Annotated in this window: 16 protein-coding genes; all 16 read right to left on the reverse strand. The window is 37.5% G+C overall.

Features of this window, described 5'->3' with window-relative positions; genetic code table 11:
• Positions 1-14 precede the first annotated feature (14 nt).
• Positions 15-929 carry a thioredoxin-disulfide reductase gene (trxB, locus tag A9Q68_RS05895; protein WP_071793763.1) on the reverse strand — a complete coding sequence of 305 codons (915 nt, stop codon included), beginning with the start codon at positions 927-929 and terminating at the stop codon, positions 15-17.
• A 59-nt stretch (positions 930-988) separates the two neighbouring features.
• On the reverse strand, positions 989-1,213 hold the full coding sequence (locus tag A9Q68_RS05900) for a DUF4059 family protein (RefSeq protein ID WP_071793764.1): 225 nt from the start codon (positions 1,211-1,213) through the stop codon (positions 989-991).
• Between the two features lie 105 nt (positions 1,214-1,318).
• Complete coding sequence (locus tag A9Q68_RS05905; RefSeq protein WP_071793765.1) at positions 1,319-2,062, reverse strand: amino acid ABC transporter ATP-binding protein; 744 nt, start codon at positions 2,060-2,062, stop codon at positions 1,319-1,321.
• Positions 2,062-2,865, reverse strand: a complete 804-nt coding sequence (locus A9Q68_RS05910) for an amino acid ABC transporter permease (protein ID WP_071793766.1) — start codon at positions 2,863-2,865, stop codon at positions 2,062-2,064. Before A9Q68_RS05910 ends, A9Q68_RS05905 begins: the two co-directional genes overlap by 1 nt.
• Before the next feature lie 143 nt (positions 2,866-3,008).
• Complete coding sequence (locus A9Q68_RS05915; RefSeq protein ID WP_240494216.1) at positions 3,009-3,776, reverse strand: transporter substrate-binding domain-containing protein; 768 nt, start codon at positions 3,774-3,776, stop codon at positions 3,009-3,011.
• A 197-nt stretch (positions 3,777-3,973) separates the two neighbouring features.
• Complete coding sequence (locus A9Q68_RS05920) at positions 3,974-5,317, reverse strand: DEAD/DEAH box helicase (RefSeq protein ID WP_071793768.1); 1,344 nt, start codon at positions 5,315-5,317, stop codon at positions 3,974-3,976.
• A 142-nt stretch (positions 5,318-5,459) separates the two neighbouring features.
• Entirely contained in the window at positions 5,460-6,467 is a 1,008-nt protein-coding gene (mraY, locus tag A9Q68_RS05925) for a phospho-N-acetylmuramoyl-pentapeptide-transferase (RefSeq protein ID WP_071793769.1), read from the reverse strand.
• 1 nt (position 6,468) lies between these two features.
• The gene (gene pbp2x, locus A9Q68_RS05930; protein ID WP_071793770.1) at positions 6,469-8,721 is read right to left on the reverse strand and encodes a penicillin-binding protein PBP2X; all 2,253 of its coding nucleotides are present in this window, start codon (positions 8,719-8,721) and stop codon (positions 6,469-6,471) included.
• Positions 8,722-8,724: 3 nt separating this feature from the next.
• Entirely contained in the window at positions 8,725-9,048 is a 324-nt protein-coding gene (gene ftsL, locus A9Q68_RS05935; protein ID WP_071793771.1) for a cell division protein FtsL, read from the reverse strand.
• 5 nt (positions 9,049-9,053) lie between these two features.
• Positions 9,054-10,004 (reverse strand): 16S rRNA (cytosine(1402)-N(4))-methyltransferase RsmH, encoded by a 951-nt coding sequence (rsmH, locus tag A9Q68_RS05940; protein WP_071793772.1) that lies wholly within the window; start codon positions 10,002-10,004, stop codon positions 9,054-9,056.
• 79 nt (positions 10,005-10,083) lie between these two features.
• Positions 10,084-11,334 carry a glutamate-5-semialdehyde dehydrogenase gene (locus tag A9Q68_RS05945; protein ID WP_071793773.1) on the reverse strand — a complete coding sequence of 417 codons (1,251 nt, stop codon included), beginning with the start codon at positions 11,332-11,334 and terminating at the stop codon, positions 10,084-10,086.
• 1 nt (position 11,335) lies between these two features.
• Positions 11,336-12,148: a glutamate 5-kinase gene (proB, locus tag A9Q68_RS05950; RefSeq protein WP_071793774.1), complete on the reverse strand. Its 813-nt coding sequence runs from the start codon at positions 12,146-12,148 to the stop codon at positions 11,336-11,338.
• 71 nt (positions 12,149-12,219) lie between these two features.
• The gene (locus tag A9Q68_RS10770) at positions 12,220-13,854 is read right to left on the reverse strand and encodes an ABC transporter permease (RefSeq protein WP_071793775.1); all 1,635 of its coding nucleotides are present in this window, start codon (positions 13,852-13,854) and stop codon (positions 12,220-12,222) included.
• Positions 13,855-14,592 (reverse strand): ABC transporter ATP-binding protein, encoded by a 738-nt coding sequence (locus A9Q68_RS05960; protein WP_071793776.1) that lies wholly within the window; start codon positions 14,590-14,592, stop codon positions 13,855-13,857.
• Positions 14,593-14,613: 21 nt separating this feature from the next.
• On the reverse strand, positions 14,614-14,865 hold the full coding sequence (locus A9Q68_RS05965; protein WP_071793777.1) for a bacteriocin immunity protein: 252 nt from the start codon (positions 14,863-14,865) through the stop codon (positions 14,614-14,616).
• A gap of 148 nt (positions 14,866-15,013) precedes the next feature.
• Positions 15,014-16,999: a transketolase gene (gene tkt / locus A9Q68_RS05970; RefSeq protein ID WP_071793778.1), complete on the reverse strand. Its 1,986-nt coding sequence runs from the start codon at positions 16,997-16,999 to the stop codon at positions 15,014-15,016.
• Positions 17,000-17,058 lie beyond the last annotated feature (59 nt).

Here is a 17,058-nt window from a genome sequence, read left to right on the forward strand (position 1 = left end):
CCAATTCTTCCCTATTATTTCATATTTTCAATATAGTGATAGACACCCTGACCAGCTATGGCACCATCGCCTACTGCTGTTGTAATTTGGCGAAGATTTTTTTGACGAACATCTCCAATTGCAAAGATACCAGGTACAGCTGTTTTCATCTGATCATCCGTTACTACCCAGCCTTCGTTATCACAGATATCTAATTCAGAAACCATTGCTGTGACTGGTAACATTCCAACATAAATAAAGACTCCACCAAAATCATGGCTAGTGACTTCTTCTGTTTTAACATTTTTGATGAGAACCTTGGAAACCTTAATATTATCGCCTTGAATTTCCTCAACAACAGAATCCCAAATAAATGAAATTTTCTCGTTGGCAAATGCACGGTCCTGTAAAATTTTCTGAGCTCTCAATTGATCACGTCGATGAACAATTGTAACTGATTTAGCAAATTGTGTTAGATAGATAGCTTCTTCCACTGCAGAGTCACCCCCACCAACCACTAATAAGTCTTGGTCTCGGAAAAAAGCACCATCGCATACTGCACAATAAGAAACACCACGGCTTGTATATGTTTCCTCACCTGGAGCATTTAATAAGCGGTATTTAGCACCAGTAGCTAAAATAACCGTTTTGGCATCAAAAGAACTGTCCTCAGTAAAAATTCGTTTGTAAGAACCGAAATCTTCAACCTTTTGAACGATACCATAAATATGCTCAACTTCAAATTTTTCTAAGGGCTCAAACATCTTCATCGATAACTCTGGACCGGAAATGTGGTCATAACCTGGATAGTTTTCAATTTCAGAAGTATTATTCATTTGACCACCCGGAGCCCCTTGTTCGATCATTCCAACCTTGAGGTTACTACGTGCCGCATATAAAGCTGCTGTCATCCCTGCAGGACCTGAGCCAATTATGATTGTATCGTACATTGAATTCTCCTTATTATTTCTGTCAACATTTTATCAATCTGATTATTATTTAGCAATTCTTATGATTTCAAAACTAAAAGGACTGCCATAACCGCGAAAGAAAGAACGGGTACTAATAGAATAGCTATCATTAAAATATCGTAGAGAAATGCTTGTTTTTCAATCGCTGTCTTGTCTTTTTTTGAGCGAGCACGAAGAAACATCCAAAGTAAACAAATTGCTAATACTAATACGAATGCTATTAAAAGTCCTTGTAAATATAAACTAAATAATTCTAAAACCATTAAACTTCCGACCTATCCTATTCCAATGCTCAAACTAATTGATACTCTTTCACAAGAAAAAGTCCAGGCTAACCTAGACCATTCTATTATAGCAAAAGTCTCACATTAAACATAGGATTTGGAAAACTTGTTAAAAAATTCTTTGGTCCTTTCCTCTTTCGGATGTTTAAATATTTCTTCGGGACTACCCTCTTCAATAATTTTCCCATTATCCAAAAAGAGAATTCGGTCTGCCACCTGAGCGACAAAATCCATATCATGACTAACTAATACCATGGTTTGCCCCGCTTTTGCAGCCTGGACAATAGCCTTCTCGACTTCAGCCACTAGCTCGGGATCCAAAGCGGAAGTCGGCTCATCTAAGAGTAATACCTCTGGCTTCATGGCTAAAGCTCTTGCCAAAGCAACCCGCTGTTTCTGTCCACCTGATAAGTGTCTTGGATAATGATTTTCCCGGTCTGATAATCCCACTTTTCTAAGTTCTTCTCGGGCAATCGCTGTCGCTTCTTTGTCTGAGAGTTTTTTAACAATGACCAAACCTTCCTTGACGTTATCCAAGGCTGTCCGCCTCTCGAACAAGTTAAACTGCTGGAAGACCATGGCTAATTTACGCCTTAGAATTAAAATGTCCTCGTTTTTGATTTTGAAAAAATCAAAAACAAAATCATCAATCTCAATACTCCCTTTATCTGGTTTTTCCAGATAGTTCATGCTCCTTAGAAAGGTTGATTTGCCTGCACCAGAAGCACCAACCAAGGCAATAACTTGACCTTTTTCGATTTCTAAACTGAGGTCATCCAAAACTTTTTGACCTGAAAAATATTTACTTAAATGGCTTATTTTGATCATTAGCGTAAATCCCCCATCACTCTATCCGTCGACCTAATTGGTTCTGCAATAGCCATTCTTTTCTCAATATAGTTGCCCAATTGTTCAATCAAGAAACTAATAAACCAATAAACTAAAGCTACCGAAATATAACGTTCAAAATAGCGATAATCCGCTCCACCCAAAATTTGAGCTTGAGCAAACATCTCAACAATACCTGCATTAAAAGCTAAAGAGGTCCCTTTGGTTAAACCAATCAAACCATTAATTAAGGTCGGGGTTGCAATGACAGCTGCATTAGGAATAATAACTCTTTGATAAACTTGACTAGGGGTCATCCCTAAACTCCGAGCGGCTTCAATCTCTCCTTGGTTAACAGACAAAATAGCTGCCCGAATTGTTTCACTTGTATAGGCTGCTTCATTAAAGGCAAAGGCTGTTATAGCAAAAACTGCGGCTGGAATGGCATTAATGTTCCAATGGAGACCATAAGTGAGATTCAAGTATTTCAAGAAAAGGGGAATACCATAGTAAGTCAACATGAGTTGAACTAAAATTGGTGTTCCTCGCAAAAAGCTAACAAAAATAGCTTGAATTGGATATAAAAATTTGATGCGATTAATTTTAACAATGGCAAAAATAAGGGCCAATAAAAGACCAAAAATGGCTCCTACAACCGTTAAACCAATAGTGATTGGCAATCTTTGAATAATATCCGGCAGAGCATCAAAAACAGCTTTCCAGCTAAAGAGCTTGCCTTCTGGAATATGTTTTATCAGTTGATCAAACCATGACCATGAACTGGCTAATGTAATAATTGGCATAACTTCCCCTTTTACTCCTATCAATATCATTTAAGTTTAGCACGGTAAATAAGACCTGTAAAATAGAAAGAACTAATAAAGGCAATAGAGAAAGCCTATCACATAGTAATAGACTTATTTCTATTTTAGCCTCATTTATAAGACTAATAGTTGAGTTCTGATACAAAATCACCTTCAAAGAATTGTTGACTTTGTTTTTTCAAGTACCCAGATTTTTTTAATTTTACCAATCCCTTATTGACAAATTTTTGCAATTCTTTACCTTTGGCACCATCTGCAAAAATAAAGTATTCCATACCATCCTTGTCATCACCAATTTCTTCTTTCAAAGTTGAGATTTTCAAATCAAATCCTTGATCTTTAATTGCTGTTTTTAGAGAAATAGCATCATAGAAAAGAAAATCTAATTGATCATTTTCAAGCATTTGAAGTCTTTGAGTAAATGGTGTCGAACCTGATGCATACGATATATCAATTGGTTTTTGATTTGGATGTTTCTTATTCCATTTTTCAAGAACCTGCATATAAATAGCACCAGACATACCTTGAGTCTTTTTACCAGCTAAATCTTTTAAAGACTTGTAACCTTTATTCCCTTTAGTGGCAATAGCATAATTCGATTTAGAAAGGGGCTTAGAAAAGAGGTATTTTTGTGCGCGTTCCTCACTATAGCCGTAGTCGTTAGCAGCGATTTGGTAGCGACCAGCATCAATACCAGATAAAATTGATGGAAAAGCGACTGTTTCAAATTTCAATTGGTATTTTTTGGAATCATTAAAGATTTTCTTTAAGAGTTCAATATCATAACCAGTCAATTTTTTTCCATCTTGGTATGTAAAAGGCTTAGTTGCAGCATCTGTTGCTACCGTAATAACCTCTTTCTCTTGAGCTTGGCTTGTACTTGTCATCATTAAAGTTAAGACCAAACCAGCCAAGAGATAGAAAGCTTTATTAAGAATTTTTTTATCGTTAATCATTTTAATACTCCTTTTTAATAGTACAGATAGTTTAACAAAAGTATAGTCCTTTGAAAAATAGCAAATTTCTATCACGTCTTTTAGGAATTCCTATAACAAAAAGCACCAATCCGAAGATTGATGCTTGCATATTAAAATGATTGTTTTTTTGCTTTACGTTCAGCACGACCACGTGCCTTACCTTCTGCACGACGTTCTTTACGACGCTTTTCATCAACCACCCATTGGATTTTTTTCTTATAGCCTGGTTTGACTTTTTTCTTTTTCTTTTTAACCAAACCGATCATTTCAGTATCAAGTTTTTGATAAGATTTTTCACGGTTGTTACGGCGGTCTCGATCATAAGTGTCTTGGAATTCGCCGTTTTTGAGAACCTTAGGAACAAAAGCAATACCCAATTTTTCCAACTCTTTAATGTCTGAATCGTCACTTGGTTGGTATAGGGTAATCGCTGTGCCCGAAAGTCCGTTACGACCAGTTCTGCCTACCCGGTGAACAAAGAATGACAAGTCTTGTGGGATAGCATCATTGATGACATGGCTGACACCTTCAATATCAATTCCACGAGCTGCCAAATCTGTCGCAACAATGTATTCAAAATCAAGCTTTTTCACTTGATTCATAATCCGTTTACGCTCACGTGGCGGTACGCCACCATGAATTTTGGCTACTTTTAAACCATTCGCAACCAAGTAGCCGTGCAATTCATCTGCACGTTCTTTGGTATTGACAAAAATCATAGCCAAATAAGGCTGCATAGTTTTTAAAATGTCAAAAATCTGAGCATTTTTATCGCGCCCTTTAGTTGAAACAAGCCAGTTATCAATATTATCAGCAATTACGGTTTCCGTTTTAATTTGTTCAATTAAAGGATTGCTTAAATATTTTTTTAAGAATGGCTGTAACTTTTGTGGAATTGTTGCTGAAAAGACTAAAATTTGAACAGCTTTTGGTAATGCTGAAGCAATTTTATCAACAGTATCTAAGAATCCCATATCCATAGTCATATCAGCTTCATCCACGACAAATGTTGTAGCTTTATGGATGGCTAAGTCCCCTGATTTAACCAAGTCATAGATACGACCAGGTGTCCCAACGACAATATGTGGTTGAGAAACTTTTAATTTTTCAATTTGACGGAGCTTGTCTGTTCCACCAACATAATTAGCAAGACGAATTTCTTTTTCCGAATGACTTGCTAATTGCTTAGCGGCATCAAAAATTTGTGTAGCTAATTCACGACTTGGGGCAGTAATCAGAATTTGAACATCTTTACCATCCTCATCCAATTTTTCGAAAATTGGCAATAGGAAGGTGTGTGTTTTCCCAGATCCTGTTTTGGATTCTCCAACTAAATCTCTGCCTGAGTTGACAATTGGAATTAATTTTTTTTGGACTTCAGTAGGTTCGCTAAAGTTAATTTCTTCTAGCGCTTTCTGAATGTAATTTTTAAAATTATAATCTTTAAATGACATAGTAACCTCTTTTTCTTTCTCATTATAACATGATTGTTTCTGACAAGCAAAAGGAGAGAGGCTTCGATTGACCCTGTCATTTTGCATTATGGCAATGCTTTTAAAAAAGACTAGGACTTAGTCCTAGCCTCATCTTTTAATTTTATAAATAAAGGATTGCAAGTACGAGAAGACTTGCAAGGGCTCCTAAGGTCCACATGAAAGCATCAACTTTCCATTCTGACCAACGATTGCCTTTACCTGAAAGGCCACCTAATTCTAAATGATGGTGAAAAGGTGTCATTCTAAAAATACGTCGACCTTCACCAAATTTTTTCTTAGTGTATTTAAAGTAAGAAACTTGCATCATTACGGAACTTGTTTCTAGGACATAGACTAAACCAATAAGCAATAGAGTCCATTCTTGTCGCAAAGCTATGGAAATGGCTGCTAGCATGGCACCTAAGGCCAAACTACCAACATCACCCATAAATACCTTTGCAGGCTTGCGGTTAAAGATAAAGAAACCAAGAAGAGCGCCAATCATGATGGCAATTAGGAGTAAGACATCAAATTGTTTTTGGATATAAGCAATGATGCCATAAGTTGATAAACTGATTGCGACTGAGATGGAAGCAAGGCCATCAATACCATCGGTCAGGTTCACGGCATTTGAGAAACCAACAATCCAAAATAATACGAAGAAAAGATAGAGGAATCCAATGTGGAAATGATAACCTAAAATATTAATGGAATCAATCTTGCTTGGTGCAACATGTAGAAAATAGAATATCAAGCCACCAACAATTTGTAAGAACATTTTTTGTCTTGCGGTTAAGCCCTCATTGATTTGCTTAAAGATTTTCAAGAAATCATCAAAGAAACCAATGAAACCATAAATTAAAATAACCGCTAAAATACCAGTGATTAAACCGAGATGACTCCATTCTTTAAACATGATTAAGCCAAAGAAAAGTGACAGTAAACTAGCAACTAGAAGAAAGATAGTCCCACCCATTGTTGGTGTACCAGCTTTTTCTAAATGTTGTTTAACATCTTCATGCATTTGTTGTCCACCAATTTTTTTCATTTGGTAGAACTTTATAAAAAATGGCATGGCTGTAGCAGTTAATATCAAGGATATTATAGCTGCTGTAATCGTTAAAAACATGTTAATCTCCTAGTTTTACTTTAATTTTGGATATTTTCTTAAGTGATTTTCCAGGTTCTATAGATTGACTAATCACTCTTCCTTTTTTCGAACCTTTATATTGTACCTCAATACCTGACCATTTTGCAAACTTTTTAACATTTTCTTTAGTCCAAGCATGCATATCAGGAACTGACTCTAAGTTATTTGTTAATAAGAGTACTTGTTCATTGTTTGGCAAATTAGTATTCTTGGTTTTTGACATCTTAACAATTTTGTCACCATTTCCCAGAACGATAGGTTGTACTAAATTGCGACGCAATTCATCAGCTGTTGGTCCTGGTTTTTGACCAACAAAATCAGGTAAATAGTAAGGTGTTGATTTGCTTGCGGATTCTGGAGCTGGCTTTAATAATGTATCTTGCATTAAATAAGCTTCTTCAAGCACAGGGTTAATGACATCCGCCCAGAACATACCACTCCAATGTTCAGGTTGTTGAATGGTCACATACATGATGAAGTCTGGATTATCAGAAGGAACCATCGCGACTACAGAGAGGACATAATTGGTTTTTCCACCTTCAATATAACCACTACCATCTTCCTTGGCAATTTCGGCTGTCCCTGATTTAACTGATACAGGCATACTTCCAACTTTAATAATTGGTCCAGTTGATTGCGAATATAAGGTCCCAAAAACAGGGTCAGTCCCTACGTTAACCATGTATTCACGGGTTTCACTAGCGGCTTTCTTAGAAACAGGTTTACCAACCACTTCTTTTTTTGCTGTCCGATAGGTAGCACTATTTGGATCATAAATCTGATTGATAAATTGCGGTTCAAGCATTGAACCGTTATTAGCGATTGCTAAAAATGCTCTTAACATTTGAATTTGTGTAACACTGATTCCTTGTCCAAAAGCACTCATGGCCTGGGTAACAATATTGTCTGATGGGAAAATACCAGATTCCTCATCACCAGTACCAAAACGAGTTGGGTAACCAAACTTAAATTTGGTTAAATAATCCAACCAAGTCTTATTACCCATTTTTTGTTCTAATTTTGTCATCCCAACGTTACTTGAATATGAGAAACCTTGAGCATAAGTCATGTATTGACCAGTCGAAATACCTTCATTAATAGACCAGTCTTGAATGGTTGCATCGGCAATTTTCAAACCGTTTGCATTACTAAAAACATCATTTGGTTTGAAAACACCATTATCAATCGCTGATGCCAGAGTCATGACTTTCATTGTAGAACCTGGCTCGAAGTTATTCTGATAGAGAGCACTCTTCCAGTTGTATTTCTTATTATTTAAGCCTTCAAGAGTATCAGCGTTATAGGTTGGTCTTTGTGAAGTGGCTAGAATTTCGCCTGTTTTTGCATTTACTAAGGTAGCACTAGCCAAGACACCTTTTGCTTCAGCTTGAAAGGCATCCATTCTTGTTTCTAAGAATGTTTGAATTGGCTCAGATAAAGTTGTATAGACATCTTTACCATCGACAGCTTTTTTAACGGTTTTTCCTGTTCCTAAAAGCGTATTACCATTCTTATCTTTTTCATAAATGATAGTTCCATCTTTACCAGAAAGGATATTATTAAGGGCGGCTTCCAGACCTGTTTTACCAATTAGGCTCTTACTACCATCTTTATTTTCTGTTAGAGCAGCAAGACCAATTAATTCTGAAGAAAAAGTTCCATTAGGATACATCCGACCTGGACTTGTAGAGAAAGCAACCCCTTTAATTCCAGCCTTTTCCATCTCTTTTCTGATGGTGGTCATCTTACTAAAAGAAATTCCTGAACCAGATGTTCCGAAGGAAACTTGGAAGAGCCCCTTTTGTTTCAGCTGACTGAGGACATTTTTCTTTTTCATGCCTAATTCTTTTGTCAAAATGTCAGCAACTTTGTCAAACTGTTTAGGCTGAACAAAGAGTTTTTCACCCGTCGCTGAGACAAATGACTTATCCAAGACAGCATAAATACTATAAGTCGTTGAGTCTACTGCTATAGCAACGCCATTTCGGTCATAGATTGTCCCACGCTTAGCCTGTACGGTAACCGTTTCTTGATAAACTTGTTTGGCACCTTGACTTAAATCAACGCCAAATTTACGGTCAGTTCCAATAATAATCACAAAATTAATAATAAAAACGAAAAACAGGAAAATGCTCAAAATCATCATGTTTTGACCAACATGTTCACGATTTTTTACAGGTGTTTTTCGCCCTTGGATGACGTAATCTAAAAATAGTTTTTGTAGTCTTTTCATAGCTTAGTCAACCTTCTTAATATTATCGGTACGATTGGACAGACCAGCTTTTTTGGCGATGTCAACAATGCGATCCCGACGAGAAAGTTCATTAACTTCCTGTTTAGCATTGTTTAATTCAGTCTTCTTATCAGAAATTTGACTATTTAAGGTAGTAATATCCTGTTGCAATTGTAATTTACGACTTTGCAAGTAGATGATACTAACAGCCATGGTAATTGCTGTGATAATCAGTGCACTATAAAAAGCTTTCTCAATTCTGGAAAAAGTTCTGATTTGCTTTTGTAAAGCACTGGTTACTGCTTGCGTTCTTTTTTCATTATTCATAACATTTACATCCGAATTTTTCTGGCCACCCGTAATTTAGCCGAGTGAGCACGGTTATTCTCAGCTAATTCTTCTTGACTTGGTAAAATAGGCTTCCGCGAAACAAGTTCAAATTTAGGTTTCATTTCTTCAGGAATAATTGGAATTCCTTTGGGAATATCAACAGTACTTGCTTCCTTAAAGAGCTGCTTAGTCAAGCGGTCTTCTAGAGAATGGAAAGTGATAACTGAGATGCGACCATCTAAAGCCAACAAATCCATTGCGGCTTGAATAGACTCATCAGCTGCCCCTAATTCATCATTAACTTCAATCCGAATGGCTTGAAAGATTTGCTTGGCTGGGTGCCCTTTTTTCTTCAATTCCTTAGCTGGTTTAGCTGACTTAATAATTTCTGCTAGCTCTGTTGTGGTTTCAATCGGCTTAATAGCTCTTGCTTGTTCTATTTTCCGAGCAATCTGCTTAGAAAATTTATCTTCCCCATAACGGAAAAAAATACGAATGAGATCATTGAAACTATAGTCATTGACCACGTCATAAGCCGTTAGTGAAGCATCAGAGTCCATTCGCATGTCTAATGGCGCATCTTGACGATAAGAAAAACCGCGTTCTCTTTCGTCTAATTGAGGACTTGAAACTCCTAAATCATAGAGGATGCCATCAATAGCTTCCACACCATGAGCAGCCATTTCTTCCTTGAGATTGCGGAAATTATTCTTAATAAAAGTAACCATCCCTCTCTTAATAAAGGGCTCCAAAAAAATCTGGGCATTATCAATTGCTTTTTGATCCTGATCAAAACAATACAAATGTCCATCTTCATTTAACTGTGATAAAAGGTAGGCTGAATGTCCCGCACCACCAAGTGTTGCATCAACATAAACCCCGTTAGGTTTGATTTGGAGCATGTCAACTGTTTCATGCAAAAGAACAGTGACATGATGAAATTCTTTAGTCATATCTTTAATTTTAACACAATTTAGACATTTAGAAAACAAAAAGAAAGACAGGGAAACAGAGTCCCTATCATTCTCTCTACTATTGGCGAATATTGCCATTTCCATTGATATAATATTTACTACTTGTCAAAGCTTCTAAGCCCATTGGTCCTCGTGCATGCATTTTTTGCGTTGAAATCCCAATTTCGGCTCCAAGACCAAAAACAAAGCCGTCTGTAAAACGTGTTGAAGCATTCACATAAACAGCTGCAGCATCAATCTGATCTTGGAAACGTTCAGCTGCTGCCAAATCTTTGGTAATAATGGCTTCCGAGTGATGACTACTATAATGATTAATCCAGTCGATAGCTTCTTCTAAGGAATCAACAATTTTAACTGACATAATATAGTCCAAAAATTCCATGCCGAAATCTTCTTCACTAGCAAGCGTCGCGTTTTTAAATAATGCTAAAGTGTCTTCTTCTGTACGAAACTCAACTGCGTGCACCTTTGAAATCGCTTCTTCCAGTTGTGGAATAAAGGATTGGGCAACATCGCGATGAATGACTAAGCTCTCAGCTGCATTACAAACACTTGGCCTTTGTGTTTTGGCATTAATCACTACCTTAGTCGCCATTTCCAAATCTGCCAAAGCATCTACATAGATATGGACATTGCCGACACCAGTCTCAATAACAGGCACCTTAGCTTTTTCTTTTACGGTTTGAATAAGCCGAGCACCACCTCGTGGAATCAAGACATCTACATAGGCAGTCGCCGCCATCAATTCTTCAGCTAAATCATGTGAAGGATCCTCCAATAATTGAATAGCATCAGGTGTGATTGCCATAGCTTCTAAACTTTTTCTTGCCACTTTAACCAAAGCTATATTTGAGTTTAAGGCATCTCGCCCACCTCGTAAAATAATGGCATTATTGGTTTTAAAAGCCAAACTAAAAGCATCAATGGCGACATTAGGGCGGCTTTCAAAAATCATGGCAATCACCCCAAGAGGAACTCTTTTTTGAAGGATTTTCAAGCCATCTAAATTGGTGTATCCTTTGAGCACTTGTCCAATTGGGTCTTGTAGTTCGACTACCTGTCTAACCCCTTTCGCAATCCCTTCAATACGTTCTTCGGTTAAAAGGAGACGGTCAAGCATAATATCTGAAATCCCGTGCTCTTTTGCCTTGGCCATATCTTTTTGGTTTTCAGCCATAATCATCGCACTCTGTTCAACCAAGTCTTGAGCCAGACGCATTAAAAAGCTATTCTTTTGGCTAGTTGATAATTTTAGTAATTCTGAGCTAGCTTTTTTAGCTTGGCTCCCCAATTGATCAATTATTGTCATCTTACTCTCCCTTTTCTTGAACAAACCAGGTACCGATTTCTCTACCTTCAAGCAATCTTAAAATATCACGCGGGTTTTGTCCATTCATTAGCACCATCTGGCCACCATTCTCAAAAACCATTTGAGCCGATTGAACCTTACTCAACATACCACCGGTACCAAACTTGCTGCCAGCACCACCTGCTGAGAGGATTATTTCCTCAGTAATATCGGTAACAATATCGCGAAGTTTGGCATCCTCATAAATAGTCGGATTTTTATCAAAAAGGCCATCAATATCGGATAGCATGATTAATAAATCTGCCTTTGTAATCTTTGCTACTACCGCTGAAAGACGGTCATTATCACCAAATTTAGTGGCATGATCCATTTCATCCACACTAACAGCGTCATTTTCATTAACGATTGGCAAAATCCCTAATGTTAACAGGCTTTCAAAAGCATTGGTTACATTTAAAAGACTTTCTGGAAAAATAACGACGTCACGCGTCAAGAGAATCTGAGAAACATTCTTTTGATAGTGGGAAAAAATTTGAGAGTAGAGACTCATCATGGCAACTTGCCCCACACTTGACACGGCTTGCTGTTTAGCTAAGTCGCTGGGGCGTTTATCCATTTTTAAGATATCCAGTCCAAAGCCCATGGCACCAGAAGAAACGAGAACAACTTCTTTACCATTGTTCATAAGGCTAGCAATAACAAAGGCTAGCTGATCGATTTTTTCTAAATTAATTTTGCCATTAGTTTGTACCAATGAACTGGTTCCAATTTTAATGACAATGCGTTTTACATTTTCAAATTGTCTTTTCATCATAAGAAAATTATAGCATAAAAAGAGCCCCGAAGGACCCTTTCCTGACTTCATTTGTTAGTTAATTGACATTTTTACTTAGCAAGCAATTGGTCCAATTTATCCCAAAAACGTTTTTTGAGAAGAAATTGTCCAAAAGCCATTAATAAAAGTAATATCATCAAGGTTATTGTATTTATCAGTAAAGCTTCTTTGGTCATGATTGACAGAAAAACAAGCCCTCCAATCAGAGGAAATCCAAAGACAGCTGCTCCAAACACAAAGGCAAAAATCAACCATTGACTTCCCCCTCTAGTAAAGAGTTGAGTGATGTTTTGCCAATCTAGACTCAAATTTTTGATATCACGCATATACATATATTGACCTTGTATGGTCGCCTGAGCAATAAATCCTAGGAGGAAGAATAAAATAATCATCCACTTAAGACCAAGAAAGAGACCTAATATCAGATAGGCAACTATTGGTAAAGACAATTGTAAAGCCATTAACAACCAAAATTTCTCTCTGATAAATGCCTTTATGGGAATCGGCAGACTTCTTAAGTAAGTGAAGTTTTCTCTTTCTAAAGACAGACCAACACCGACAAATGTCGAACTACTTGTCCCAATAACAGCCAGAATAATCCCAATTAGAAAAGCGACACCAAAATAGTCGTTTGTTAAAAAAACTGAAACACCATCTTTAGCCTTTAATAATGGCACTAACATACTAACCACAAAAATCATAGGCATCAAGAAAGTTTGAATCAGTAAGGTCGCGTCTTGTAAGGTTGCTAAATGATGTTTGACCATCAACTGTTTCAACGTTTTTGGTTGAGCAGAAACTGTCTTTTTCCCTTTGCTTTTTTGAGAATGGCTGTGCTCACTAGAATACAAGGCTTCTTGATAGTATTTGGGCATGATCCCAGTGACAATTCCATAAGCCATCAAAACAATCAGTGCTAAGGGTAACCAAAAATGAAAGACTGCATTCATTCCCAGAGGGGCAAAAGCCAAATCATAAAATCCTCTAAAATATGGAATTGGCGCCCGATCAATCAATTGCGCTTCTTGATCCATGCGACTACTATTGGTAAAGTTTAAAAAGAATACTAAAGCAATTGCACCAAAACTTGATAAAGACAGTAATAGTGTTGAAATTATTTTTCGATGGGGTGAGCGGACAATGATTTTACCAATCCAGGCATTCACATATAAGGCAAGAACATTCGAACTGAAAAGAATGATGATAAAGGTTACCAAAGCCATGGGAATAGCTATTAAGGGACCATGCATCTGCCAATAACCAATTAAAAATAGAGTTAGAATAGGCATTAAAAACATGGAACCCATGCCCAATGAAGAAAGAACCTTGGCTAAATAAAGTTCACTAGCTTTAATGGGCAAATGAACATAAAGTTTAACATCATTACTCTCATAGAAGATTGTATATAAAGCTGTAAATGCCGTCAGGGTAGACATGACAAAGAACAAGGCAATATAGAAAGAAAAATATCCTGGATAGCGGCTAAAATCAATTCCTAAAAACATGAAAACATAGATTATTAGAAACATGACAACCATCAGGGCTTGTTGCTTAATCATAGATTGTGCCGCACTAAAATGCTTCTTTGGTCTTTTCTCTTGCTTTTTCTTTAAAGCAGTTAGGGCTTGGGGATTTGAATAAAGAATATTAATTTTGGTTAGTTCCCAAATAGTTGACCACTTCATTTAGAGGACCTCCTCATTTGTGTGGCGTCCGGCTAACTCCAAGTAAATGGTTTCTAAATCTTTATCAGGATAGTCAGCCTTTAATTGCTCCAATGTCCCCACAAAAATCAATTTCCCTTGTTTGAGGATACCAATACGATCACAGAGTTGCTCCGCAACAGAGAGGACATGGGTAGAAAACAAGACAATGTTACCAGAATCAGCATGTTCCCGCATCATTTTCTTCAAATCAAAAGCGGCTTGGGGATCTAAACCAGTCAAAGGTTCATCTAGAATCCAAATGTCCGGGTCAGAAATTAAAGCACCAATAACGATTACTTTTTGCCGCATCCCATGTGAAAAGGAAGCAATGGTATTATCCAATTCCCTTTCCATGTCAAAGAGTTGGCTTAAAGTCTGCATGCGTTCTCCTGCTGCCTGATCAGAAACCTCATAAATTTTAGCTAAAAATTGCCAATATTCCCTAGCTGTCAAATTTAAAAACAAATCTGGTGAATCAGGAACATAACCAATTCTCTTTTTAATCAAATCTCTATTTTCCGACAATAGCTGATTATCGACGGTCACCTGGCCATAACTGGCTTCGATGATTGAGGTTAAGATACTAATTGTCGTTGTCTTACCCGCTCCATTATGACCAATTAAGCCAAAAATCTCGCCATCTTTAATCTCTAAACTAAGGTCACTTAGGGCCTCTTTTTCGCCATATATTTTTGAAACATGTTCAAATCTAATCATGATTGCTCCTTTATTTTTAACCTAAACTTCAATATAGACTTTCAAAGCATCCTTTAAAGCATAGAGGGATTTTGGTATATCTTTTTTATCTTCAATGAAATAGGTATCGACTTGATTATTTAACTCGCTAGCTATTACAATAGGATTTTGATTCTTAATCAACTTATTCGAAGCTGTTAAGAGTGTCTGAGCAATGCTCGTGTTTTCCCTAATATCAGGGCAATCATAAGCTCTGATAATCTGATTATATAAATCTTGTCTTTGCTTTTCCATAATAACCTCTTTGTACCTTTAACTTAATACAACTATTTCATTAATCATATAGCATTTCGGTATTAATGTCAAGAAATTATCATCTTTTTATCATTATTTTCTAAAGCAAAAGGCTCTGCTCAATGAGCAAAACCTTTTGTTTTATTTATTACAAAGATTTATAGAGGTTTACAGCATTTTCAGTGGTGAATCCATATTCTTCAAAGATACGATTTCCTGGTGCTGATGCGCCCCATGTGTCGATTGTCAATGTTTTACCTGCAAAGCCAACATATTTAGCCCAACCAAAGCTTGATGCTGCTTCAATTGCTAGACGTTTGGTTACTGTTGCTGGTAAGATAGACTCTTGATATGCGGCATCCTGCGCATCGAAGATGTTTTGTGATGGCATAGACACGACGCGGACGTGAGTTCCTTCTTCTGCCAGCGCTGCTTGGGTATCTAAAGCTAATTTCACTTCAGAACCTGTTGCAATAATGATACCGTCTAATTCACCTTTGGCATCTGACAGAATATAAGCCCCTTTATTAAGCCCTTCTTCTGCCAAGTCTGCAGTACCTTCAAGGACTGGTAAGTTTTGGCGTGTAAGAACTAACATAGTTGGTTTATCTGTTTCGGCCAAGGCACGTTTCCAAGCTGCATTGGTTTCATTTCCGTCTGCTGGACGAATAACGTTAAGGTTAGGCATTGAACGAACACTTGCTAATTGTTCAATTGGTTCATGTGTTGGACCATCTTCACCAACTGCGATAGAGTCATGTGTCATGACATACATTGTTGGTAAGTTTTGAAGAGCAGCCATACGAACCGCTGGTAATAGGTAATTTGAGAAGACGAAGAAAGTTCCGCCGTAAACGCGTGTCCCGCCGTGTAATGCAATTCCGTTCATGGCAGCTGCCATGGCAAATTCACGAACACCAAACCAGATATTACGGCCTTCGTACTGTCCAGGTTGGAAGTCTTTTTCAGCTTTAACCATGGTATTATTTGAGCATGATAAGTCAGCTGAACCGCCCCAGAATGATGCCACTTGCTCAGAAATTTGTTGGATAGCTTCTTGACTTGATACACGGCTGGCTTTAGAAGTTCCCATTTCATGAGCTTTTAAGTCAACAGAAATAGCTTCATTAGCAAAGGCATCTTTGTAAGCTGCCGCTAATTCTGGATATTCAGCTTCATAAGCTGCAAACAAGTCATTCCAAGCATTTTCAGCTTTTTCACCACGTGCTTGAAGTTCTTCAGCAAAACGGCTAGCTACTTCACTTGGCACTTCAAAGTCGGCTGCTGTCCATTGATATGCTTTCTTAGCAAAGGCAATTCCTTCTGCTCCAAGAGGTGCCCCGTGAACGGCTGAAGTTCCTTGTTTTTCTGCACCGAATCCAATAATAGTTTTAACTTCAATGATGGTTGGTTTGTTGCTTTCTGCTTTGGCTTCTTCAATTGCTTTTGCGATTGCTTCTAAATCATTTCCATCTTCGACAAGAATGTGTTGCCAACCGTAGGCTTCGAAACGGCCTTTAACAGATTCTGTAAATGCCATTGATGTAGGACCATCTAATGAAATATCATTTGAATCATAAAAGAGAACCAATTTGCCAAGTTTTAAATGACCAGCTAAGCTAGCTGCTTCTTGGCTGACACCTTCCATTAAGTCACCATCACCGTTTAAGGCATAAGTGTAATGATCAACGATGTCAAAACCTGGTTTGTTAAATTTAGCGGCTAAGTGGGCTTCAGCCATTGCCATACCTACTGCATTTGCAATCCCTTGTCCTAATGGACCAGTTGTTGCTTCTACCCCATCTGTATGGTTAACTTCTGGATGTCCTGGTGTTTTAGAACCCCATTGGCGGAAGTTTTTAAGGTCATCAATACTAACATTATAACCAGCTAAATGTAATAAGCTGTATAACATTGCAGAACCATGTCCTGCAGATAAAATAAATCTATCACGGTTTGTCCAGTTACGGCCTGTTTTAGGATTAATATTCATCACTTTGTTCCAGAGAATATAAGCCATTGGGGCTGCACCCATTGGAAGCCCTGGATGTCCGGAATTAGCCGCTTGAATCGCATCCATTGATAGGGTACGAATGGTGTTTACTGCCAACTGGTCAACTGCATCAAATGTCATAAGTTAAAAGCCTTTCTTTGTCTAACATCTATTTTAAAAAACGTTTTCCGTTCTCTATT

The organism is Streptococcus bovimastitidis (assembly GCF_001885095.1).
GTDB classification, from domain to species: domain Bacteria; phylum Bacillota; class Bacilli; order Lactobacillales; family Streptococcaceae; genus Streptococcus; species Streptococcus bovimastitidis.

Bases quoted from the DNA above. Each gene is read 5' to 3' on its own strand.
- trxB (WP_071793763.1), bottom strand. From the start codon at position 929: ATGTACGATACAATCATAATTGGCTCAGGTCCTGCAGGGATGACAGCA.
- A9Q68_RS05900 (WP_071793764.1), bottom strand. From the start codon at position 1,213: ATGGTTTTAGAATTATTTAGTTTATATTTACAAGGACTTTTAATAGCA.
- A9Q68_RS05905 (WP_071793765.1), bottom strand. From the start codon at position 2,062: ATGATCAAAATAAGCCATTTAAGTAAATATTTTTCAGGTCAAAAAGTT.
- A9Q68_RS05910 (WP_071793766.1), bottom strand. From the start codon at position 2,865: ATGCCAATTATTACATTAGCCAGTTCATGGTCATGGTTTGATCAACTG.
- A9Q68_RS05915 (WP_240494216.1), bottom strand. From the start codon at position 3,776: ATGATGACAAGTACAAGCCAAGCTCAAGAGAAAGAGGTTATTACGGTA.
- A9Q68_RS05920 (WP_071793768.1), bottom strand. From the start codon at position 5,317: ATGTCATTTAAAGATTATAATTTTAAAAATTACATTCAGAAAGCGCTA.
- mraY (WP_071793769.1), bottom strand. From the start codon at position 6,467: ATGTTTTTAACGATTACAGCAGCTATAATATCCTTGATATTAACTGCT.
- pbp2x (WP_071793770.1), bottom strand. From the start codon at position 8,721: ATGAAAAGACTACAAAAACTATTTTTAGATTACGTCATCCAAGGGCGA.
- ftsL (WP_071793771.1), bottom strand. From the start codon at position 9,048: ATGAATAATGAAAAAAGAACGCAAGCAGTAACCAGTGCTTTACAAAAG.
- rsmH (WP_071793772.1), bottom strand. From the start codon at position 10,004: ATGACTAAAGAATTTCATCATGTCACTGTTCTTTTGCATGAAACAGTT.
- A9Q68_RS05945 (WP_071793773.1), bottom strand. From the start codon at position 11,334: ATGACAATAATTGATCAATTGGGGAGCCAAGCTAAAAAAGCTAGCTCA.
- proB (WP_071793774.1), bottom strand. From the start codon at position 12,148: ATGATGAAAAGACAATTTGAAAATGTAAAACGCATTGTCATTAAAATT.
- A9Q68_RS10770 (WP_071793775.1), bottom strand. From the start codon at position 13,854: ATGAAGTGGTCAACTATTTGGGAACTAACCAAAATTAATATTCTTTAT.
- A9Q68_RS05960 (WP_071793776.1), bottom strand. From the start codon at position 14,592: ATGATTAGATTTGAACATGTTTCAAAAATATATGGCGAAAAAGAGGCC.
- A9Q68_RS05965 (WP_071793777.1), bottom strand. From the start codon at position 14,865: ATGGAAAAGCAAAGACAAGATTTATATAATCAGATTATCAGAGCTTAT.
- tkt (WP_071793778.1), bottom strand. From the start codon at position 16,999: ATGACATTTGATGCAGTTGACCAGTTGGCAGTAAACACCATTCGTACC.